We start from the raw sequence: 20,778 nt of genomic DNA, 5'->3' as shown, positions 1-20,778 counted from the left end.
AGAAAGCATTTTCTTGTAACTCCTTCATATCCCTACAAAATAAACTTTATGCTTTGTGCCTTCTTGCACAACGGCAGATTTTTTATATTCAAAAACAAAAGAGGAATAATGGCTTATTACGACACACCTGATAACACAGCAAAAGAGTTAGCAAACAAATACGGTATTACTAAAGCATTGGCGAGGGCTTCAGCCAATCGCTGCCGTGCAGTTGATGAGTTGAGATTTGATTATTGGGATTCTGTTTTAGATGTCCTGAAATCAATGAAACCTAAGAAGAAATTCAAGACCTAAGAGGACGTATTAAATGCGGATCAATCTAGCCATCCCCGCACACTTAACAGCTTTTGTTAATAGCCAGCGCGGCACAAAATCAGTGCAGTCTTACCTAATCGAATTGATTGCAGAGAAAAAAGAACTATCCCCGAACTATGAGGAACTAAATGAATCAGAAGAAAACCGAATCTAACTTTTTCCGTGCCTTTGACGAAATCTATAAGATCAAGAAAATCAATGGAATAACCTTCAATCTAAACCACAAATCAGTTTACTGTTTTCTTCTTAATTATCAAATGATGAGCGGTAAAGTCTTTCCATCATACAAGCATATTCAAGATAATTTGGGTATTGGTAGTGATAACACAGTTAAAAAATATCTTGATGAGCTTGAAGAAATGGGATTAGTAAAAGCCACAAGTCGGAAAGGAACCTCAAAGATTTATGAGCTTGTGACGCTGGCAGATTTCAATGCATTAGATACAGAAGAACAGCAGACAAGAAAACAGCCAAACAAGAATCTACACATCAAGCCAGTTCAACAGAAAGAGACTCAGCCTATTGCTAACCCAGTCAACCAACATCCTGTGAGTGTTGAGCTAGATGAACTCTATGACCCATTCCTTGATGATTGCATGGTGTCTCATGATTCCGCATTCGAGGAGTACACCCAGCCCAAACCCATAAAATCCGTCAAGCAATCACCCCATCACGAACCTGGAAGATTGTGTGATAAATGCTTCAAGGACTCCAAGGGCGATTGGGATTGTCGTGATAGTTATTGTGATAACTGTATACCCTTTTAAATAGAGGAACGAAATGGATAATCAAGAAGTCATCGAATATTATCACAATGATAAAAAGTTAATCAATCGCTATTTTCTAATCAAACAAATCGCAAATAAATTAAAAGAAGGAAATGAATAATGTCTATTACTACCGAAAACCTAAACTATCTCGGAACCCTTATTGCAAACAGCAGTGCAGAACAACCAGAGAAACATGAGATGTTATCATTCCTTGCAGATATGGAACAAGCCCAGAAAGAAATGGATAAGCTGTTGTTGACTCTCGCTGTTATGTTTGACCAAAACGACATGCAATCAATGGGTGTAGAAATCCGTAAATTTGTATTTAAATAAGAGGTGTAATGTCATTTAAAACTAAAGAATTCCATAAAAATAATAAAGGTTATGTGTACTGCTGTTTAGTGTCCCCATTAGAATCAGCCCCATATCTCAAGATTGGTTATTCCTGTCAGCCTGACCAGCGAGCCGAGCAACTCGAATCAAACTCAAAGTTATCCTGCAAGCTATTGGATGTTTGGGAGGCACAAAGCCAACAAGCAGCTAAAGCTATGGAATATGAAATCCATCAAGCTCTTAAAGAATACTCTCTTGTCGGTGGTTATTGGAAGCGTGAGAGTTTTAGGCGTGGCGCTTACCGCTCTCTTCAAGAATACATGTTGCATTCTGGTTTTTCTCGGGTCTACAAGAATACGAAAATTATAATCGAATCCTAAAATCCAACACAGTCTAAACCCCCCTTAAATATAGCCTTAAAAACCTCCTGTATCGCTCTATATTGCATTTCTTTGATATTGCCCAAGCAACCCTATTGCTTATGGTGAACTATTTAAAATAACGCATTCTAGGAGGTTTTATAAATCCAATTAATTATAGCATCGAAGGTGCTGGAGCCCCAGGGCTCAATTAACGAGGAACAATATGACAACATTTTACCAAGAAAACGACGGTTTGCCAGAGGTTACAACAAAGTCAGGTGGCAAGGCGGTAATCCCTCGACAATCGGGGCACCTTGATCATCCATTGGATTACTACGTACACCGAGAGTTACCAATCGTTATAGGAATTTATAGTTATACAGTTAATAAGAATAGGAGTTTCAATACTTATTCAGCATGTGAAGTTATATGTTTAGAAACAGGGATTGTGTTACCAGCACACCATAAATATAGCTTGCTCGCTAAACGTCTTGTTATCTCTGGAAAGTTGTATTTTAATTCCTATTATCTCGGTTCGTATAAACCTTTAGATTCAGAGCTTCAAGAGAAAATTAATAATAAACGTAAAAGCAGAGCTAAGAATAAATGAGTGATAAAGAATTAACTAAACGTGAACAGGATATGTTATCCCCGACCTTTGTTACGCTTATCGAATTCGGGACTAAATGGTTTGGGAGTGATTTGATGTTAGCCTCAATGGATGAATTTTATGATCACTGTTGGGATTCATGGCATTCGACAGACGATTACAAACAACAACGCCAAAAACTAAAGATTAGTTTGTTTCGGCTTCTCTCGGGAAAGGCTGCTTATCTTGGACGGTCTGCAAGCATTATCAAAAAACTAAATAATATTAAAATTTAATAGAGGAACAATGTCGTCAGAAATTCTAGTTTCAAAAATCACAAACGTTATTGATTTCAAAATTCACGAGTCAAATTATAAGAAATCAGTACAGCGTATTAAAAAAATGGCGGGCATGTGGGGTAAAGTTACCTCGCAGTATGATAAGGCCGTGCAGGCAGGACGAAGGGCGGCAGGAACAGAGCAGAAAGCCCATAAGCGGACAGAGCTAGCACTAATCCGCCAACAGAAATCAAAGAAAGAGACTTTACGAGCCGACAACATTCGGCATGCACAGGCCATTAAACAATCATTGCAGTTTAGGCAACAGTTGCAAAAAACGAACATGTCCTTTTTACAAGGTAACATTAGTGTCAAAGAACGCGCCGCCAGCATTTCACAATTAACAAAACAATATAAGCAACTTAATAGCGCCGCAGGCCAGTACAACAAGCACAGTCGAAGCATGGGCGCGATCAAAGGGGTTAGCAGGGGCCTAGGTGCAGTGACCCGCCTCGGCGTAGCTGGTGCGGCTGCTGGGGTCTTCGGCGGTTCATTGGTTGCACACAGTCAGTTTAATAAGGTCAAGGGAGAAGGGCAGCAGCTTGAATCATTAATCATCCAGCTACAAAACACCTTCGGGGATAGGGCACAAGAGATCAGTACGATTATGCGGAACATGGCTGACGCTAATGGTGCTCCGATCTTAGAGTTTGGCAACAACCTTATTGAATTCGTCAGCCTCATGAGGCCGTTAGGTGTTTCGGTTGATGATGCTATCAAGAAATTTCAGCAGACACAGGATGCCATGCAATCTTATGGGATTGGTGGTGAGCGAGCCGCAGGGTTCCAACAACAGCTAACCCAAGCCCTTGACCAAGGCACACTGGATTCATTTAAAGAGGCTTTTGCCTGGGCTCCGCAATTGCGCGCTGATTTATTGCAGTATGTCCAAAAAGAAATGAATGTATCCCAGAAACAATTTCTCGGCGGCTTAACTAACGGCAAATACTCACTGAAAGATACTTGGTTCAAATTCCTTAATGCTAATAGCAATAAATATGCGGGTATGTCAGCCAAATTTAAATCTTCAAGCACGGCTAATGATGAACGAGTTGGAAATGAGTTAAGTATTGCTATTTACAGAATCTTTGAATCTTCAGGTTTTAAAACTGCTATGCAAGCAGGGGCTAAAATTGTTTCAGATTGGGCAAAACTATTAGAATCAAATGCCTCAAAAATTGGAGAGATTTTTGGAAATCTCTATAGTATTGTTGGTGAATTGAGCAAGCAGGGCTTTGAAGATCTTTCGAAGTGGCTTCAAGAGCTGACAGCGAATGATATTAAAACCTATTTTAAAGATATGAAATCAAGTGTCTCTGAATTTTTGCAGGCACTTAAATCATTGGCTGCATTCATTAATGACGTCTTACCAGATCGCTTTGTTGGAAACAAACAATCTACATCTGTACCTGAATCCCAACGCAAAAATTATGATGCTGATAAGTATGGTAAGCTTTATGTGCAGAAGGAAAAAGAGCTATTGAATAGTGGTTTAGACCCCAATGCGGCAGCAAGGCAAGCAGAACAATTTGCATTACAGCAGGCTCTGAAGATCCCACAACCAACAATTCCGCAGAGTGCTATCTCTTTCAATGCTCGGGGTTCAAGCTTTAATGGTAGTGGTAACATTCCTTCTAGTTTTTCCGGTAAGTTAGATTTAAAAATCAATGCAGAAGTAAACGAGCAAGGCTTTAGTAAGTTTGTTGACTACCGAATCGACAATAATATGCAGCAGACTATAAATTTAATTGCGGAATAAATGGGCGCATCATAATTAATAAGCCAAATATGGTTGTTAACTATTGAATAATTTATGTTTTTATGATAATATAGTCATATAAAGTTGAATATCGAAAAGCCTTTTTTAGTTGCATTTAAAAGACCTCTGACGATTCATATTTTATAACTCCGAACAATTAACATGTGGCTATCCTTCAGCAAGATAGTCACTATGTTTCTTTAAATGTTTTAGTTTTAGAATATTTAAAGAAGAATAGAGATTGAGTCCCTTTGTTCCTCCGATAAAACTAATTGCTTTTGTTGCGATTTTAGTAATTAGCCTCTGTAAGGCCGAGCGTAAAACCTCGGCTTTATTTTTATCTGCTAACAACCAATGTTGGCTAATTTCAATGGTTAATTATCAATTAAATATTTAATTAAATTTAATATCTGGCTGAATCCTTGATACACAAGGGTTTAGCACACGTATTTATTTTAATAATTCAGGGGTCAAAAATGAATAAAAATAAAATAATTGAAGCTATGGAGACTGAGCGAAAATCTCAGGGCATTCAAAGCAACAATAACTCTGTTAAACCAGAGATTACAAAGAAAAGCCCGCACCTTGCTGTTTGTCTTGATTCTAACCCCTCAGCTAATAACCGCCATGAGCCCTTGATGCTCAAGTCTAAAAGTCTTGTTAGCTTGGTTAAATCAGACAATGAAGCCAAAGAGTTTGAAGCATTCTGTAAGACGCTGACAAACCCTGACGTTCTTTTAGATCTTTATCTATTTTGCAAGAAATCAGGTGAAGATAATTTTATCGAGTCACTTATCAATTTTAATAAGGAATAACAATGAAACTCGGAACACAACAGAAAACCCGCACTGATGTAATGCAATACTGCATTGATGGTCAGTTTGCTGTCAAAACTATTGAACTCCCCAGTGCACTGACTGCTGATCTTAAAGCAGGCGACTGTATCGACCCTGCAACAGGTGCTTTGCTTACTGGCACTGCAACAGAGGTTGCTGTAGTTGCAGATCTGACCCTAAAGGGCTCTAAGACTGTGGTCGTATTCAATAAGCACGTAATTCTCTTTAAAAACTCCCTGACTGCTGCCAGTGGGGCAGGTGTCACCAAAGCTATTGAACTGATTGAAGCTGATCCCTTTATTCAATTCTCTAAATAACAAATAGTGCAAAGCACCGAGCCCCATGGCTCAATTAACAATAATAACGAGGAACACAATGGATTTTAATTACGTTAGTTATACCGAAGCGTTTGAACAACATGCCTTCCCTCTGAATCGTCTGATGCTGTCTCTTGGCATCTTCGATGTTGCCCCCACCAGTGAATTTAAGGTCAACTTTGATTATCTGGTTTCTGGCGATCAAGACCTAGCGGAACAAGTAGCAATCAATGCCCGTGAATTCGGCGGCACTATCAAGCCAAAAACATCAAACATGCAGTACGAGCTGATTGGCTATGCCCTTGAAGATGCTGTTACTACGCAAGATTGGAAAGGCCTTCGTAAACCAGGAAGCAAAGACGCGGCCATGACTGCTGTCGATGTGGTGGGTGACCTTCTTTTTGAGCAACGCAAGAAATATGATCGCACTATGAATAAACAGCTTGCTGATTGTATTGTTCGTGGTCTGCAATTTAACAAACATGGTTCTCAACAAAATATTGTAATGGCCGATGAGTTTGGTTCTGCTGCTGTTACTAAAAACATTGATCTAAACAATGCTGCTACTCTTGTAGACATTGAGCTTGATAGCATTCAAACAACCATTCGAAAAAATCTTGGTAGCAAGGTTGATTATCTGAAAGGTTTTGTTGCCCTGTGCTCACCTGAATACTTCCGAGCAGTTAAGAGCAATCAATCTGTACGTGACACTTTCAAATATTCTCAGGGTCAAAGCGCATACAACATTGAAAACCTGATTGATTATAAGAACGAGTATCCAAGCATTCAAACATTCTTCTATAATAACGTCACATTCATTATGGTCGATGATGCAGACATTGGCATTGCAGCTAACAAGGCGGTATTCCTTCCACTGCTATTTAAAGGCTCTGGTGTTTTTAAGTGGCATTGTGGCCCAGTATCCAAACATCAAGAACTGGCAGCACAATCCAGTGGCGCACCAGTTCATCACTATCAAATCAAGGATAGTAAGTTTGGTGATCTATTTGCTATTACCGAATGGTGTGCTCTCGCGATCAATGCGCTGCCTTCTGTTATTGTTCACTCCGAGAATGCAGCCTAATATCTATTGATATCTGCATGGTTATTGAGGGCGTAAAACCCTCTATGCAGTCGGCACAACTGGTTCTATTATTCACTAACAGAATTTAAAGGGAGGGTTATTGCTTTTATTTAAGCTTTCCCTTTATGTCACTACAATTTTATTCTGTATATGGTTGTGGTTAGGTATCTTTAAGATATTTGGTTTTATATTGCCACCTGTAACATTATGGATAATTTATAGTATGTGGGTTAGTGATAATTGAGGGCCTAAGCCCTCTGGCATCTTTGATGCTATTTGATAATTGAGACCTAAGCCTCTGTGCCTTTATGGCTAAATTAACAATGGTCATTAATAAATAATTGACAACCTGAGTTGTCCGAGCCTTATGGCTCAATAAATAGGGAGTTGCTGGCCTCCCTTATCTATCTAAATTTTATGTGAGGTCAGATTATGATTCGTATTACAATTGAAGAATACACCCCGTCAGGATGGGAAGTAAAACAGAAAACAACAGACCTAGACGATATGAAAAAGTATCTTAGTTTGTCTGGACTTGCTAAGCTACTCGGATTGACACGTGGACAATTTCGCTATAAATACAAAAAGTAAACACCCTTAAGGCTATCTGTTTATCAGGTGGCCTTTTTCTTTGTCTTTATTAAGACATATAAAATGGCATTAAAATCAATTAATTCGATTTAATTGTAAAATTTCCAATTGAGTCTTATTGTGTCTATTTAATTATAACACGATACATAACAAGAGCCCAACCCCCTCTGCAAGCCTTATATATCAAGGGTTGCGCCATCCATGGTTGTATCAATAAATATCAATCTGGTGATCCACCAATATATTATTTGCTGCTAAATATGCCCTCTGTAAGGCCATTTATATACCGAAAAAAGATTTTAATTCAGGTCTATATTTTATCCACTTGACACCAGCTGCCAGCTCTAACTATTTGCTCGAATGACTTTAAAATATCATAAGCATAAATAATCATTGTATTGATGCAATAGTGCCTTACGGCAATTGTTATCCACAACAATAGACTTATCCACAATCACCCATCATTCATGGCTTTCAGTCTGTTCTGTCCTGCTTCTTCTCCTGCATGATCCCTCTATCAATCCATGTGTGCCACTAAACATACTGTAAACCATTGTTGTTATTGCTGTTTGTCTGTCTATGTGTGACACAGTGCAATCAAGGTGGCTCAATGAGCCACTACACATCCAGCAATGTCCTTGCTTCTTCCTGTTATCTCTAACAAGTGAACACCTCATAAAGTTGTGGGGTACAACCATATTGTTCATTCAATAACTATTCGGTTTTGTAGCACGTCTGTAGCTCACGTGTAGCACGTCAATTCCCCTGTGAGAGGGTACTTTTGTAACTTGTGAAACCATTAGGGGGTTGAAAAGTGGATATTGTCTAACACCACATAAATCGACGGTGTTTAGCCATTGTTGGCTCAAGTCGCATCACGTAAGGCTTGCAGGGGTAGGGGACTGATTAAGTAAGAGTGCGCTGTGACTTTATATTCGCTTTCTGTGTCTTTTTAGTCGTCTGATTAAACGGTGTTTTAGATGGATTATTGGGGTAATTAGCGATATAATTCAGTTCATTACATGTGGTTTAAACCCATGTTGAAGGTGCTAAGTTACGTCTTATAGTGGAATAAATAGGCTGGTAGGGCCACCACTTGTTTCTGCCATTCAATAAGTTAGCTCCCAGCACCCCTTCAGATCTCTTGGTTATCCACTTTGTGTGGATAGTTAAGCACGCTTCCTGGCGACTCTACCGTTCCCTTTGCATGATCTCTGGCAACTACCGCAAGCTGATCCAGTGGCTTCATTGTGCTCGTCGTGGTGCGTATTTGTACTTATCCAGCCGTCATTCTCCCCATTGCCCATTGCCGCGGTCAGTAGCACTCGCTCAACCTGGATAGTAGTCAGAACTCAGCGATCTCTGGTTGAACGAGAAAGCGTTGCTCAGGGAACCGAAAGCACTGGGCAATCAAAAAAGCCATCGACTTGGTAAAGTATCCGGATTGAATGGCACGCGAAGGAGCAAAAAAAGAGTAAAACCGCCCATCGGGGGCGGTTTTATATGCGTGAGGTTTAGAACTTCACTTGATAGTTCAATGTGTAGGTTCGGCCACGACCCTTGTAGTCGTAGGCGGCCGGTTCATAGTGAGCCGAGTAGACAATCTGGGCTCGTTGTCCCCAGATGGTGGTGTAGTCCCGGTCAAACAGGTTCTGGACGCCAAAACCCAGGCTCCCGATCGGAAGTTGGTAGCTGCCCAACAAGTCAAACATAGTGTAACCATTCAACTTGTTCTGTTCGCTGTCTTCGTAGTCAAACATGGTTTGGCTCTGGACCTTAAGCGAGAGGGCTGAACCATACCAGCCTGCCCAGGCGCTGGCTTTTGAGGTACTGGCTTCACCGGCGGTCATATCTTGCCAGCCGTTACCTCCCTTGATTTCAGAGACAACATAGTGGCCAGCTGCCCCCAGCTGGATGTTGTCATGCACCCAGTAGGAAGCCATGCCTTCCAGGCCATACACGCGTTTCTTGTCTTCCAGCTCTTCGATAAGCAGGGTCTTTTTGTTGTACTCCACTGACTTGTCCGAGTGAGAGTAGTAGGCAGCAGTCTGGAAATTGAAACCACCCTGATCAAGGCGATAGCCAAGTTCAACGCTATTGGTCTTTATGCCGGACATTTTGGAGTCGTTGACGTTGATGCTCTTGTTGAGCTTCCAGTGATCGCCGACCCGGGTATATTCCCCCTGACCATAGTACTTGGCCGGATCGGCAAGATCGAAACCTTGCGAGAAGTTTGCCCATACCTGCGAGCTATCGTTCAGATGATAAATGGTGCCGAGGTTGAACAAGCCAACACTGTAGTCTGTCTCGCCCCCGGGCACGGCGTCTGCGGAAGAGCCTTTACCTGCGGCGATCCTCTGCTGCTGCTGATAACCGACAAAATCATCGATTTTATTGGTCATGTATTGATAGCGAAAGCCGCCTTCCACGATCCAGTCATCAGTGATGGCGTAGTCTGCCTGCACAAACCCGGCCACCGAGCCCACTTCAATGCCCGGATAGCGGCCGACTTGTGCGTAGGTGCGGTTGAGAAGGCTCCCCGTATTATTTGCAAGGACAGGATCATAGAGTGCCTGATTGCTTTCCAGTTTGTCCTGGTATGCATCAAGGCCATATACCAGGTTGAGTTTGTCAAATTTTTTCGCCAGCGCAGCCTTTACCGAAAAAACGTCGCTAATTTGCTGACCCGATGAGCTGAAATAAGGGGTATAGGTCTGATCTTCCTTGCGATAGGACGCTTCGGTGATCAGCTGGTGACCCAAAAACTTATCGTCAATATAAGATGTGCTGAGCATTACCCGCGTCGTGCCATGTTCGCGATCCGAGTCGAAGCCTTTTCTTACGTCGATAAAGTCGCCATTTTCAATATATAGGCCATAAGGGGAGTCCTGTTGGCTGTCATAGTATTGGGCCAGCAGGTTGAGGTGTTTGGTATCTGACAGGTTGATACCCACAGTGGTCAAGAAATCAACGGTCTGATTGAACTGCAGTGAACCTTGCGAAATATCCGGCGTAATGATCTCGCCATCGGCATCAAAAAAGCCTTGTGATTCCGAGTAAACGACAGAGGTGCGTGCTTTTACCTTGTCATTTCCTCCAGAAATAGATTGGGCGAGCTTGTAGTCAAGGTCTTCACCCGAGTTAAAGCCGGAGGTGGTGCCGACATAGGATTCAAACTCGAGTTTTTCATTCGTGGCTTTTTTGGTGACGATGTTGATCACCCCGCCAGACGCGCCGGCACCATAGATAGAGGTGGCTCCTGACAACACTTCAATGCGCTCAATGTTGAATGGATCAATAGAGTCCATATAACGGCTGATTTGACGGGATGATTGCAGGGAAATGCCATCAATCATGACCAGCATCTTGCGCCCGCGCAGGTTTTGGCCGTAATTGGTTCGTGCTCCGCTGCTGATATCCAGGGAAGGAATCGATGATGCCAGAATTTCTCCTAAGGATTTACCACCACGGTACTCCTGTTCGATGCGTTCTGAATCGATATACCAGACTGTGCCGGGAATATCGCTGATGGCTTTTGGCGTGCGACTTGAGACGACGACCATTTCATCGAACGAGGTGGACTCTGATGCTAGAGCAGGAGTCGTTAGGAGTGCACTTGCTACCGCTAATGCGGCTGTGGACAAGCGCAATTTTTCATTATTGACTTTCATTTCCTTCCCTATTTTATAGTAATAAATCCGTAAAAATCAGTTTTACAATGATGATAAACAGTGTGCTTATATAAAATAATTTTTGGCAGTGCCAACTCAGAGCCGTTTAAATTACCCATTCGGTTGTATTTTTAAGTTCAGGCGTTAGGTAAATAACAGACTCTATATGGGCAATGGATACCCGTCTGTTTTGCAAGGTGATTATTCACAAATACGTGTTTTATAAATATCCTTCCATGTCATTTGTAGGTGATTCAAAGCAAGCACATCAAACTGATTTCGAGTGAGCACTAATGCATATGAAGAGTCTTCATGAGTGCCAAATACCGGACAGCCACTCGGCGGAATATGAATATCTCGAGCGATCGGCAAACACACATGGATAAAAGTGACTGTCATCATTGCTGCGCATAACCGGTGCCGACTGGCGCTCCATAACTAAAATGGAGAGCAGGCGCAATCACAGATAAGGCGAAGCTAACCACGTGGGTGCATGATCCGTGTCGAGCCGGTTGCTATCAGGATCCATCCTCTTTCTCATTCTTTTGTAAACGAATAAATGATATTAATTATCATTTGAGCTTTCAACGGTTTTTTGCAATTTGGTGAACGCCATCAACAAAGCATTAACTGCTCTATCTATCAGCAAGTTGGGTAGCTCCCGCAGCTGGCAGGAAACGGGGTTGTTTGATTTCAGCCCTCCTGAAAGGGACACTGGAGGTGGGATAGATCCTGCTCTCGAGGGCACAAATGCCGTGTGCTGTGGAGGAAGGGGACCACGGTTATTCACCGCAGCCATCAAAGCACCGGTCATCTCGTCAATCCCTTGTCGGCGACTCTTCGTATGGCAAGGCCGTGCCGACCCGGTGGGCCAGCTCCAGTTCATCCAGGTCGAGCACATAGTCGCGGTTGTCCGCGAGGCTGGCTATTGCGAGATCGATGAAATGGCGCACCCGGGCGGGCTGGGCGGCGCGACTGCCGTAATAGAGAAACAGGCCGTGCATCTGGGTCATGTGCTCGAGCAGCAGGGGCACCAGGCGGCCGGCGCGGATATGCGCCGCCGCCGTCGGCCCGGCCAGCTGGCCGATGACATCGCCAGCCAGCACGGCCCCCAGCTCCACCATCTCGTCGTTGGTGGAGAGTGCCGGGCGCACCGGATGCTCCTGCAGTTCGTCCCCCATCTTGACGTACCAGGGGATCAGGCGTCCGTTGCCGGCGTGGCGAAAGGCACTGCAGCGATGCAGGGCAAGATCGTGCAGGGTGAGGGGCACGCCATATTTGCGCAGATACGCGGGGGCGGCGCAGATGATGAGCTGCATGGGGAACAGGCGGCGCGCGATCAGCCCCTCCTGGGGCGAGATGCCGATGCGTAGCCCCACATCGACCCGCTCCTCCACCCAGTTGCCGACCCTGTCATCGAGCTGGATATCCGGCTGCACATCGGGATATCGCCGGCAGTACTCCTCCAGCAGCGGCCCTATGACCGTCTGCACCACGGAGCGCGGGCCCACTATTCGCAGCGGGCCGGCGAACTCTTCACGGGTCTGGCGCGCCGCCGTCAGGGCTTGCTGCAGGCCGAGCAGGGCAGGCTGCGCCGCCTCCAGAAATCGTTGCCCCTCTTCGGTCAGCGACATGCTGCGGGTGGTGCGATGAAACAGGCGCACCCCCAGATAGCTTTCCAGCTGCCCGAGCGCCTTGCTGGCGGCCTGGGGAGAGATTTGCTGGGCTTCGGCCGCCTTGCTGAGGCTGCCCAGCTCGGCCGTGTGTACGAAGGTGGTGATGGAACGCAATTCGTTGATCATGGTCTGGCTCATGGATTTACATCATTTGGTTGTAACTGATTCCGCCATTTACCGTCTAGTTCGATGTTTATCCCGTCTCTATAGTTCGTCCATCGACCGCGCCAGCCTTTAGCGCTTGACTCCCCTTCGGGTTGGTTGAGACAAGGGGCTGTGCATCCATGGTTACCAGGGCAGTTCCGGCTGCATTGTGAGAAAAGGAGCAAGCATGCAAACACGTCAATTGGGTAACAGCGGGCTGACGGTATCCGCCATCGGTCTGGGCTGCATGGGTTTGAGCTTTGGCTATGGCCCCGCCACCGACAAGGGGGAGGCGATCGCCCTGATCCGGCGCGCCCATGAGCTCGGGGTCACCTTTTTCGATACCGCCGAAGCCTATGGCCCGGGCGACAACGAGTTGCTGCTGGGGGAGGCGTTGGCCCCGTTTCGCGACAAGGTGGTGATAGCCACCAAGTTCGGCTTCAAGAACGGCAAGGTACCCGATGGGCTGGACAGCCGGCCGGAGAATATCCGCGCCGTGGCCGAGGCCTCCCTGCGACGGCTCAACACGGATGTCATCGATCTCTTCTATCAGCACCGCGTCGATCCCGAGGTGCCGATGGAGGAGGTGGCCGGCACCGTACAGGACCTGATCCGCGAGGGGAAAGTGCGCCACTTCGGTCTGTCCGAGGCCGGCGTCGATTCCATCCGCCGTGCCCACAAGGTGCAGCCGGTGGCGGCGCTGCAGAGCGAATATTCCCTCTGGTGGCGTGAGCCCGAGCAGACGATCCTGCCGCTGCTCGACGAGCTGGGGATAGGTTTCGTGCCGTTCAGTCCGCTCGGCAAGGGCTTTCTGACCGGGGCCATCAAGGCCGATACCCGCTTCGAGGCGAACGATTTTCGCAGCATAGTGCCGCGCTTTGCCGAGGAGGCCCGCGCCGCCAACCTGCGCCTGGTGGAGGTGCTGGGGGATCTGGCCGCCAGTAAGGGGGTGACGCCGGCCCAGATTGCGCTTGCCTGGCTGCTGGCCCAGCGGCCCTGGATCGTGCCCATTCCGGGCACCACCAAGCTGCGCCGGCTGGAAGAGAACCTGGGGGCCGCTGCCACCAGGCTCGGCAGCCACGAGCTGGCCGACATAGACGCCGCCGTGGCAGGCATCGAGCTGGAAGGGGGGCGCTACCCGGCGCACCTGGGAAAACTGGTGGGGCGCTGAGGCGCCCTGTTTGAAAGCGAGCCGTGCAAGGCACCCGGCCAATGCCGCGTGTCTGGGCAACGCTCGCGTCGCCCCGGTTCGCCGGGGCCGTTATGTTGTTATGACTCACAGGAGCCGCGATGGCCGGTATTATCTCGTCTGTATTGCAATCGGGTCTGCCCGAACACCAGGACTCCACCCAGTATCGGGCAGGCCGGTTTCACAATCTGGTGGCGCCTCCGGAGCGCAGTTTCTGGGAAGGGGTCGGGATCTGGCGTGACTTCCTGTTTGGCAAGCCTGCCGGCACCCTGCCTGATCGCGCCATCCCGGTGCAGGCCATGACCCTTGCAGGTGTCATGGCGGCTCCGGATTTCAGCGTCTGGCGGCTGGGTCACTCCAGCCTGCTGCTCAAATTGCGCGGCCAGTTCTGGTTGACTGATCTCGTCTTCAGCGAGCGCGCCTCACCGCTCTCATGGCTTGGCCCCAGGCGCTGGCACGCCCCGCCCATGGCCCTTGAGGATCTGCCGCCCCTGGCCGGGGTGATCCTCTCCCACGATCACTATGACCACCTGGATCACGCCACCATAGTGGCGCTGCAGGGCAGGGTGGCGCACTTCATCACCCCGCTCGGCGTCGGGGCCAGGCTCCGCGCCTGGGGCGTGCCGGCACACAAGATCAGGGAGCTGGACTGGTGGCAGCAGACCCGGGTCGATGGCATTGAGCTCATCGCCACGCCGGCCCAGCACTTCTCCGGCCGGGGCCTGAGCGATGGCAACCAGACTCTGTGGGCCTCCTGGGTCATTCGCAGCGATGAGTGCAAGCTGTTCTTCAGCGGCGACAGCGGCTATTTCGCCGGCTTCAAGGAGATAGGGGAGCGCCATGGCCCGTTCGATATGGCCTTCCTCGAGACGGGGGCCTACAACGATCGCTGGGCCCATGTGCACATGTTTCCGGCCCAGACCGCACAGGCGTTTCATGATCTGCGCGCCGCCTGGCTCTATCCCATCCACAACGGCACCTTCGATCTTGCCATGCACCCATGGGATGAGCCGCTGGAGCAGATCACCCGGCTGGCGGCCGAGCAGCAGATCCCGCTGACCACCCCCATGATGGGGGAACCGCTAACCTTGCAGGCTCCCCATGGCGGCAGTCACTGGTGGCGGGATTGAGGCATGGCCGGCTCCAGAGTGAAAACGGGCGCCCCAGCAAGGCGCCCGTCTTGTCGAACCAAATACTGAACCATCAAGCCGCATCATTCAGGCGCTGAACCTGGCGCAGCGGCGCTTCCTCAGGCCGGGTTGCCGATGGACATGGCGCGCTGGCGCTGGTCGCGCGCCACATATTTGTTTATCTCACCCAGCAGCGTCTCTTTGTTGATGGGCTTGGTGATATAGCCGTTCATCCCGTGGGACAAATAGTACTGCTTCGATTCGGGCATGGCGTCGGCGGTCAGGGCGATGATGGGAATGTTGGCCCAGTGCTGGCGTGAGGCGCGAATATGGGTGGTGGCCGCCAGCCCGTCCATGACCGGCATCTGCACATCCATCAGCACCAGATCGAAAGTGGCTTGTGCCAGTTTGGCCAGGGCCTCTTCCCCCTGAACCGCCAGAGTGACCTGATGGCCGACGGAGTTGAGCATGGCGCCGATCACCTTGCGATTGGTGGCATTGTCATCCACCAGCAGGATGCGATAGCTCTCCTGCACCACGGGTTTGGCGGGGAGGCAGACGATGGAGGGGGTGGTGGCTTGGGCCGGCCAGGTATAGGTAAAGGTGCTGCCGCATCCCTCCCGGCTCTCGACCGAGATGTCCCCTCCCATCAGGCGGGCGAGGTTGCGGGAGATCTCGAGGCCCAGGCCCGAGCCGCCATATTGACGAGTGATGGAGGCATCGGCCTGGGAGAAGCGTTGAAACAGGTTCTCTATCTGGTGCTGGCTCATGCCGATCCCCGTGTCCTGAATGGCAATGCGGATGGCGTGGCGATCCTTGTCCAGCGGCTGGCTGTCCACCCTGACATTGACCTCGCCCTGGTGGGTGAACTTGATGGCATTGCTCAGCAGGTTGAACAGGATCTGGCGCACCCGCAGGGGATCAATCATCAGCCACTCCGGTGTATCCGGGGCCAGGGTCAGATTGAGGCGGATCCCTTTCTCGTCACAACTGCTCTGCATCAGTGCCCGGCTGTCTTCCAGCAGTTGGGGCAGATGGTGGGGGGCCAGTAACAGCTCAATTCGTCCCTCTTCGAGCTTGGAGATATCCAGAATGTCGTTGAGCAGCCCCAGCAGGTGGTTGGCCGATTCACGGGCCGTGTCCAGATAGTCCCGCTCCCTGGGATCCATCTCGCGATCGGCCAGCAGGGAGAGCATGCCGAGGATGCCGTTCATCGGGGTGCGGATCTCGTGGCTCATGTTGGCCAAAAAGCTGCTTTTCGCCCGCTTGCCCGCTTCGGCCTCGCGGTTGGCCCGGATCAGCTTCTCGTTGAGCTGCTGCATCATCTTGTGCTGCAGGAACGAAATATTCATCTGCCGCCAGATGAGCAGGGCAAGCACGAACAGCAAGGCAAACTGCAGGGTGGCGATCAGGGTGGTGGTGATGATCTGCTTGCGAACCCCATCGCGACGGGCAACGTCAAACAGGGTTGCCTGCTCGTTGACCTCCAGGGTCAGTTGATGGAGCTGCGGGATCAGCTGTTCCAGTTGCTGGTTCAGCTGCAAACGTGCGGCCTGATCCAGCGGTTTGTCCTGACCCGGCCCGAGCCAGAGATCGGCGAGGGCGATATAACGGCGGATCCCCTTGCTGGCCTGCTGGTAAATCGGGGTCTGCTGCAACAGGTTGCGGTCCTTGCTCTCCAGCACCAACTCCATCCGGCTGACCAGGATGTCATATCTGAGCTGGAATTTGGCTTGCGAGTCATGGCGCAGCGCGTTTTGAAAGCGCAGCGCCTCGTTGTAGAGCTGGAAATAGTTCCACATGACGTTGTCTTCACCCTGGCTGGTGCTGCGCTGCAGATCCTGGAATTGCCGGTACTGGATGGTACCTATACCGGCAAAGGCCAACAGCAGGACGCAGAGCACCACGAACAGGGAGCGCTGGCTCGCAGCCATGGATCGCATGGGGTTACTCCACCTTGATCTGGCTGATCTGCCAGATGGCCCGGCCGTAATAGAGCTTGTTGCGAAGCTCCGGGTACTGATCGAACGGATAGATCAGAAACAGCGGCCCCTTGTCACGCACCGACAGCGGTTTGCCATCTATGCTGCGAGCCAGGATCACCTCGTATTGCCTGGCATCGCTGGTGGGGACCTGGACCGAATAGTCGTTGAGGGCGGTGATGGTCAGCTGCTTGCCGCTGGCGCCGACTTTGGCCAGCAGATCGCTCAGGCGCGGGCCGCGGAAGGTCTTCTCTTCGTCATACCAGGGGGTGTGGGTCCTGATCTCGTATTCGGGCAGTTGATCCAGCATGGCGCTGTCCCACAGGGCCAGCTGCTGGTAGTTGGGTTGGGTGATGGCGCCTTCCACCTTGAGCAGGGCGCTGTCGGGAGAGGGGGTGGCCTGCGCGGCCCCGCAGAGGGCGACCAGAAGCGGTGCCACATACAAAGTGAATCTCATACCTTCCTCCATGAATCCGTTCGAAGCTGACACCAGGGCAACGGCAAGCACCGGCAGAGAGGGTAAAGCAAGAAGCGGGCCGAACGGTCAGATCCCCTATTGGCGGGCCTTGCGAGCGAAAAGGGCGCTCATCAAACCCATTTTCATTGCACTTTGCAATGGGCCGGTCGGGTCAAGTTGCAAATTGGCAACGAAATCCGGTGCAAGGTGCTTCAAATGGAGAGGCTAACGAGGGATAACTGGGAATCTTATGGGGCCGATTTGTCCAGGCATGGCCCTTGCATTGTCCCCACTGTCGTGACAAGTGAGCCGTCCCGGCATATCTGGCAGAGACAAGGAGCGTAACCATGGAAAGCATGACCTACACCATCAACGATACCCAGGTCGTCGTTCTGGAGAGTGAACTCGATGCGATGGCCGTCACCGAACTGCGTCCCCTGTTCGAGAAACTGTCGCTGCACGGGGGCAATGTGCTCGCCGACATCAGCGATGTCCACTTCATCGATTCGTCCGGGATCGGGGCGCTGGTCTTTCTCTACAAGCGATTGATCATGAATGGGCATCAGCTGGCGCTGATTTGTGGGCCGGGTCAACCCCATGATCTGCTGGAAATGTTACATATAGACAAGGTTATCCCCTGCCATGATAGCGTGAAAGCCTATATGCGCACTCGCGGCATGATGGCGGCCGCATCATGAAGGGGTGGGGCCTGTTGCTGACCTGCCTGCTGCTCGCCGGTTGTACCCAGTGGCCGCCACAAGGGTATGGCGGGCTGGCCGAGGTCAGGCCCACCCGTTTGCCGGTGAACGAGGATGAACGTCGCCTCTGGTCAGGGTATGATGAGCGTCAACAGGAGCTCGATCAGCAACTGGCTACCCTGCAGCAAGCCCATTTGCGCGACTGTATGCCTGCCGGGCTGAAACTACTACAATCTCAACGAGTTGACATCGTACGGGATATGCATGGTCGGCTCTGGTCAGAGGTCGCCTGGCGTCAGGCCATGCTGGCACAATCATTACAACAGGTACGTTTGCAGCTGGAGCAGACAAGCCGTGAGGGCTGTCGCGCCGACTGGTCGGGACTCCCCTTGCGCCAGTGGGGGCAAACGTAGCGAACAAAAAGGATCTCTATGAATCGGGGCGCTATCAACGGATTGATTGGTCTTGTTTTCTTGCTGTTTACCTGCCCTCTGCTGGCCAGTACCCTGCTGGCGCCCGGGGATCGACTGGCGATAGTGCAACCGGGGGAGGCGGCCTTCGATCAGCCCTTCCAGATCAACAAGCAGGGGGAGATCAAACTGCCCGAGGTGGGGGACGTGGTGGTCGGGGGCAAGACGCTCCCAGAGGCCGACGCCATCATCCGTACCGCCCTCAAACCCGTCTACAACAACCTCTCCCAACTGACCGTCACGCTTCTGGAAAAACGCCTGCTCATCAGCGTCATGGGTTATGTGAAAAAGCCCGGCAGCTATGATCTCGCCCCCGACGGCAACATCCAGATGGCGCTCGATGCCGCCGGCGGCCTGGTACCGGGGGCCCAGCTCAACAATATGCAGGTGCGCCGTGGCGACAGCGTCTCCAGCTTTGACTACAAGCGCTATCTCGATACCGGCGACGCCAGCCTGCTGCCTCCGCTGCAATCCCTTGATGTGGTGTTCGTGCCCGCATCCCCCCTCATCGGTAACGTCCAGATTGATTTCGATGCCGCCACCCTGGCGGCCGGGGGCGATGGCGACACCGGCAAGGCGATCAAGGTGTTTGGCGAAGTGAACAGTCCGGGGGCCTTCAGCTTCAAGAGCGGCAACTCCATCGTGGATCTGCTGATGCGGGCCGGTGGCGTGACCCGTTTTGCCGGGGTGGAGCGGATCCGGGTGATCAACGGCGATGCCCCCGAGCTGTTTGATCTCAAGGCCTATCTCGATTCGGGCAACAACAAGCTACTGCCCACGCTGGCTCCCGGGGCTACCATCTTCGTGCCCAAGGACGAGGAGCAGATCAAACGGGGGGCGCGCACCATCTACATCATGGGGGAGGTGTTCAAACCCGGCGCCTACGAGGGGCGGGAGGGGGACTCCTTCCTCGACATCCTGGCCAACGCCGGCGGTCCGACTCGTTATGCCGAGAGCCGCCAGATCCGCTTGCTGCGCACCGATGGCACCGTCGAACCCATCGATCTGCAGGCCTATACCGAGGGGATGCAGAAGGCGCTGCCCCAGATAAAACCGGGCGATGCCATCTTTATCCCCGAGAAGACCGACATCAACGAGAAGTCCTGGCTCAAGGTGGCGCCGGGGCGGGCGGTGATGGTGATGGGGGCGGTGCGCATTCCCGGCCGCTATGAATGGTCTGACGAGATGTCCCTGCTCGATCTCATCGCCCACGCCGGCGGCCCGAGCGAGCGGGCCGATATCGCCAAGGTGCAGATCCTGACCTCGGACGGGGGAATGGCGACGCCCACACTCTTCGATCTCGACAAGTTCCTCCATCAGGGGGGGGCCCTTGGCAGCCTGCCGAAGATCCACGCCGGTTTCACCATCATGATCCCCGAGTTGCCCACCGATCCCAGCGACAACAAGTCCCAGTGGGTGCGCCAGTCGCCGGAGAGCTCCATCTACATCTTCGGCCAGGTCGGTGCCCCGGGTCGCTATGCCTTCAACGATCAGATGGGTTTTATCGACATCCTCTCCGCCGCCGATGGCCCCACCGCCGCCGCGGATTTGCGCAACGTGCGCATCGCCCATCGCAACGGCAGCACGGCGCGGGTAAGCAAGCTGGATCTCGCCCTCTACTTCGAGACCGGCGACGAGACACTCTTGCCAAAAGTGTTGCCGGGGGACTCCATCTACCTGCCGGAGAAGAACCGCCCCTGGCTCGACGAGCCCAAGGAGAACACCATACGGGTGCTGGGGGCCATCGCCCGGCCCGGCCGCTATCGCTTCAACTCCTCCATGACGTTGCTGGATCTGCTGGCAGAAGCCGGCGGGCCGACCAGCTCGGCCTACATCAAGAAAATCGTGGTGATCAACATGGCGGCCAGCGGCCAGGGGGATCAGGCGCGCACCTTCGATCTGGACGGTTTTGCCAAGGAGCCTGATTTCAGCCAGTTGCCGGTGCTCAGGGCAGGGGACACCGTCTTTATCCCCGACAGCAAAAGCAGCAACTGGGCCATCTTCATGGACGGGATGCGGGACATCCTCACCACCATCTCGGTGGTCGCCCTGATAGGAACCCTGTGA

Annotated in this window: 19 protein-coding genes; 15 read left to right on the top strand and 4 right to left on the bottom strand. The window is 50.7% G+C overall.

Going from position 1 to position 20,778, the window contains the following annotated elements:
• Window positions 1-108 precede the first annotated feature (108 nt).
• The 10 genes from ACB034_RS07215 (at window position 109) to ACB034_RS07170 (ending at window position 6,703) form a co-directional block, all read left to right on the top strand.
• Window positions 109-294, top strand: coding sequence for a hypothetical protein (locus tag ACB034_RS07215; RefSeq protein ID WP_100653802.1), 186 nt, complete (start codon window positions 109-111; stop codon window positions 292-294).
• A 149-nt stretch (window positions 295-443) separates the two neighbouring features.
• Window positions 444-1,082, top strand: coding sequence for a helix-turn-helix domain-containing protein (locus tag ACB034_RS07210; protein ID WP_041211375.1), 639 nt, complete (start codon window positions 444-446; stop codon window positions 1,080-1,082).
• 120 nt (window positions 1,083-1,202) lie between these two features.
• A complete protein-coding gene (locus ACB034_RS07205) occupies window positions 1,203-1,418 on the top strand; it encodes a hypothetical protein (RefSeq protein ID WP_100653800.1) in 216 nt (71 codons plus the stop codon).
• A gap of 8 nt (window positions 1,419-1,426) precedes the next feature.
• Window positions 1,427-1,798 carry a GIY-YIG nuclease family protein gene (locus ACB034_RS07200; protein WP_104455869.1) on the top strand — a complete coding sequence of 124 codons (372 nt, stop codon included), beginning with the start codon at window positions 1,427-1,429 and terminating at the stop codon, window positions 1,796-1,798.
• Window positions 1,799-2,003: 205 nt separating this feature from the next.
• Window positions 2,004-2,390 carry a hypothetical protein gene (locus ACB034_RS07195; RefSeq protein WP_371172483.1) on the top strand — a complete coding sequence of 129 codons (387 nt, stop codon included), beginning with the start codon at window positions 2,004-2,006 and terminating at the stop codon, window positions 2,388-2,390.
• Window positions 2,387-2,665 (top strand): hypothetical protein, encoded by a 279-nt coding sequence (locus ACB034_RS07190; RefSeq protein ID WP_371172482.1) that lies wholly within the window; start codon window positions 2,387-2,389, stop codon window positions 2,663-2,665. Before ACB034_RS07195 ends, ACB034_RS07190 begins: the two co-directional genes overlap by 4 nt.
• A gap of 10 nt (window positions 2,666-2,675) precedes the next feature.
• Window positions 2,676-4,466 (top strand): hypothetical protein, encoded by a 1,791-nt coding sequence (locus tag ACB034_RS07185; protein ID WP_371172481.1) that lies wholly within the window; start codon window positions 2,676-2,678, stop codon window positions 4,464-4,466.
• 476 nt (window positions 4,467-4,942) lie between these two features.
• The gene (locus tag ACB034_RS07180) at window positions 4,943-5,281 is read left to right on the top strand and encodes a hypothetical protein (RefSeq protein ID WP_104455871.1); all 339 of its coding nucleotides are present in this window, start codon (window positions 4,943-4,945) and stop codon (window positions 5,279-5,281) included.
• Window positions 5,282-5,283: 2 nt separating this feature from the next.
• Window positions 5,284-5,619 (top strand): hypothetical protein, encoded by a 336-nt coding sequence (locus ACB034_RS07175; protein ID WP_254196839.1) that lies wholly within the window; start codon window positions 5,284-5,286, stop codon window positions 5,617-5,619.
• A gap of 58 nt (window positions 5,620-5,677) precedes the next feature.
• Window positions 5,678-6,703 carry a major capsid protein gene (locus ACB034_RS07170; RefSeq protein WP_371172480.1) on the top strand — a complete coding sequence of 342 codons (1,026 nt, stop codon included), beginning with the start codon at window positions 5,678-5,680 and terminating at the stop codon, window positions 6,701-6,703.
• A gap of 2,105 nt (window positions 6,704-8,808) precedes the next feature.
• Here the strand turns inward: ACB034_RS07170 and ACB034_RS07165 are convergent.
• On the bottom strand, window positions 8,809-10,965 hold the full coding sequence (locus ACB034_RS07165; protein WP_371172479.1) for a TonB-dependent receptor: 2,157 nt from the start codon (window positions 10,963-10,965) through the stop codon (window positions 8,809-8,811).
• Window positions 10,966-11,783: 818 nt separating this feature from the next.
• Window positions 11,784-12,779 (bottom strand): LysR substrate-binding domain-containing protein, encoded by a 996-nt coding sequence (locus ACB034_RS07160; RefSeq protein WP_371172478.1) that lies wholly within the window; start codon window positions 12,777-12,779, stop codon window positions 11,784-11,786.
• A 193-nt stretch (window positions 12,780-12,972) separates the two neighbouring features.
• Between ACB034_RS07160 and ACB034_RS07155 the strand changes: the two genes are divergently transcribed.
• Together ACB034_RS07155 and ACB034_RS07150 are read left to right on the top strand one after the other, a co-directional pair.
• Complete coding sequence (locus tag ACB034_RS07155) at window positions 12,973-13,956, top strand: aldo/keto reductase (protein WP_225632217.1); 984 nt, start codon at window positions 12,973-12,975, stop codon at window positions 13,954-13,956.
• 119 nt (window positions 13,957-14,075) lie between these two features.
• A complete protein-coding gene (locus ACB034_RS07150) occupies window positions 14,076-15,104 on the top strand; it encodes an MBL fold metallo-hydrolase (protein WP_371172477.1) in 1,029 nt (342 codons plus the stop codon).
• Window positions 15,105-15,223: 119 nt separating this feature from the next.
• Here the strand turns inward: ACB034_RS07150 and ACB034_RS07145 are convergent, their stop codons facing one another.
• The gene (locus ACB034_RS07145; RefSeq protein ID WP_042069530.1) at window positions 15,224-17,047 is read right to left on the bottom strand and encodes an ATP-binding protein; all 1,824 of its coding nucleotides are present in this window, start codon (window positions 17,045-17,047) and stop codon (window positions 15,224-15,226) included.
• A gap of 4 nt (window positions 17,048-17,051) precedes the next feature.
• On the bottom strand, window positions 17,052-17,543 hold the full coding sequence (locus tag ACB034_RS07140; protein WP_342009771.1) for a molybdopterin-dependent oxidoreductase: 492 nt from the start codon (window positions 17,541-17,543) through the stop codon (window positions 17,052-17,054).
• A 347-nt stretch (window positions 17,544-17,890) separates the two neighbouring features.
• Between ACB034_RS07140 and ACB034_RS07135 the strand changes: the two genes are divergently transcribed.
• From ACB034_RS07135 to ACB034_RS07125, 3 genes are read left to right on the top strand one after another with little or no spacing between them, the layout of a single operon-like run.
• Complete coding sequence (locus ACB034_RS07135; RefSeq protein ID WP_042029120.1) at window positions 17,891-18,241, top strand: STAS domain-containing protein; 351 nt, start codon at window positions 17,891-17,893, stop codon at window positions 18,239-18,241.
• The gene (locus ACB034_RS07130; RefSeq protein ID WP_042029119.1) at window positions 18,238-18,654 is read left to right on the top strand and encodes a hypothetical protein; all 417 of its coding nucleotides are present in this window, start codon (window positions 18,238-18,240) and stop codon (window positions 18,652-18,654) included. Before ACB034_RS07135 ends, ACB034_RS07130 begins: the two co-directional genes overlap by 4 nt.
• A gap of 18 nt (window positions 18,655-18,672) precedes the next feature.
• On the top strand, window positions 18,673-20,778 hold the full coding sequence (locus ACB034_RS07125; protein ID WP_371172476.1) for an SLBB domain-containing protein: 2,106 nt from the start codon (window positions 18,673-18,675) through the stop codon (window positions 20,776-20,778).

Source organism: Aeromonas sp. S18(2024), assembly GCF_041402525.1.
Classification (GTDB): Bacteria; Pseudomonadota; Gammaproteobacteria; order Enterobacterales; family Aeromonadaceae; genus Aeromonas; species Aeromonas enteropelogenes.
The sequence above is the reverse complement of the archived record's forward strand: the minus strand, read 5'-3'. Positions and strand labels throughout refer to the sequence as shown.

What these genes read in the sequence shown, in the direction of transcription:
- ACB034_RS07200 (WP_104455869.1), top strand. Translation starts at nt 1,427, where the DNA reads ATGTCATTTAAAACTAAAGAATTCCATAAAAATAATAAAGGTTATGTG.
- ACB034_RS07125 (WP_371172476.1), top strand. Translation starts at nt 18,673, where the DNA reads ATGAATCGGGGCGCTATCAACGGATTGATTGGTCTTGTTTTCTTGCTG.
- ACB034_RS07165 (WP_371172479.1), bottom strand. Translation starts at nt 10,965, where the DNA reads ATGAAAGTCAATAATGAAAAATTGCGCTTGTCCACAGCCGCATTAGCG.
- ACB034_RS07160 (WP_371172478.1), bottom strand. Translation starts at nt 12,779, where the DNA reads ATGAGCCAGACCATGATCAACGAATTGCGTTCCATCACCACCTTCGTA.
- ACB034_RS07140 (WP_342009771.1), bottom strand. Translation starts at nt 17,543, where the DNA reads ATGAGATTCACTTTGTATGTGGCACCGCTTCTGGTCGCCCTCTGCGGG.
- ACB034_RS07210 (WP_041211375.1), top strand. Translation starts at nt 444, where the DNA reads ATGAATCAGAAGAAAACCGAATCTAACTTTTTCCGTGCCTTTGACGAA.
- ACB034_RS07150 (WP_371172477.1), top strand. Translation starts at nt 14,076, where the DNA reads ATGGCCGGTATTATCTCGTCTGTATTGCAATCGGGTCTGCCCGAACAC.
- ACB034_RS07190 (WP_371172482.1), top strand. Translation starts at nt 2,387, where the DNA reads ATGAGTGATAAAGAATTAACTAAACGTGAACAGGATATGTTATCCCCG.
- ACB034_RS07135 (WP_042029120.1), top strand. Translation starts at nt 17,891, where the DNA reads ATGGAAAGCATGACCTACACCATCAACGATACCCAGGTCGTCGTTCTG.
- ACB034_RS07130 (WP_042029119.1), top strand. Translation starts at nt 18,238, where the DNA reads ATGAAGGGGTGGGGCCTGTTGCTGACCTGCCTGCTGCTCGCCGGTTGT.
- ACB034_RS07180 (WP_104455871.1), top strand. Translation starts at nt 4,943, where the DNA reads ATGAATAAAAATAAAATAATTGAAGCTATGGAGACTGAGCGAAAATCT.
- ACB034_RS07215 (WP_100653802.1), top strand. Translation starts at nt 109, where the DNA reads ATGGCTTATTACGACACACCTGATAACACAGCAAAAGAGTTAGCAAAC.
- ACB034_RS07185 (WP_371172481.1), top strand. Translation starts at nt 2,676, where the DNA reads ATGTCGTCAGAAATTCTAGTTTCAAAAATCACAAACGTTATTGATTTC.
- ACB034_RS07170 (WP_371172480.1), top strand. Translation starts at nt 5,678, where the DNA reads ATGGATTTTAATTACGTTAGTTATACCGAAGCGTTTGAACAACATGCC.
- ACB034_RS07205 (WP_100653800.1), top strand. Translation starts at nt 1,203, where the DNA reads ATGTCTATTACTACCGAAAACCTAAACTATCTCGGAACCCTTATTGCA.
- ACB034_RS07175 (WP_254196839.1), top strand. Translation starts at nt 5,284, where the DNA reads ATGAAACTCGGAACACAACAGAAAACCCGCACTGATGTAATGCAATAC.
- ACB034_RS07155 (WP_225632217.1), top strand. Translation starts at nt 12,973, where the DNA reads ATGCAAACACGTCAATTGGGTAACAGCGGGCTGACGGTATCCGCCATC.
- ACB034_RS07195 (WP_371172483.1), top strand. Translation starts at nt 2,004, where the DNA reads ATGACAACATTTTACCAAGAAAACGACGGTTTGCCAGAGGTTACAACA.
- ACB034_RS07145 (WP_042069530.1), bottom strand. Translation starts at nt 17,047, where the DNA reads ATGCGATCCATGGCTGCGAGCCAGCGCTCCCTGTTCGTGGTGCTCTGC.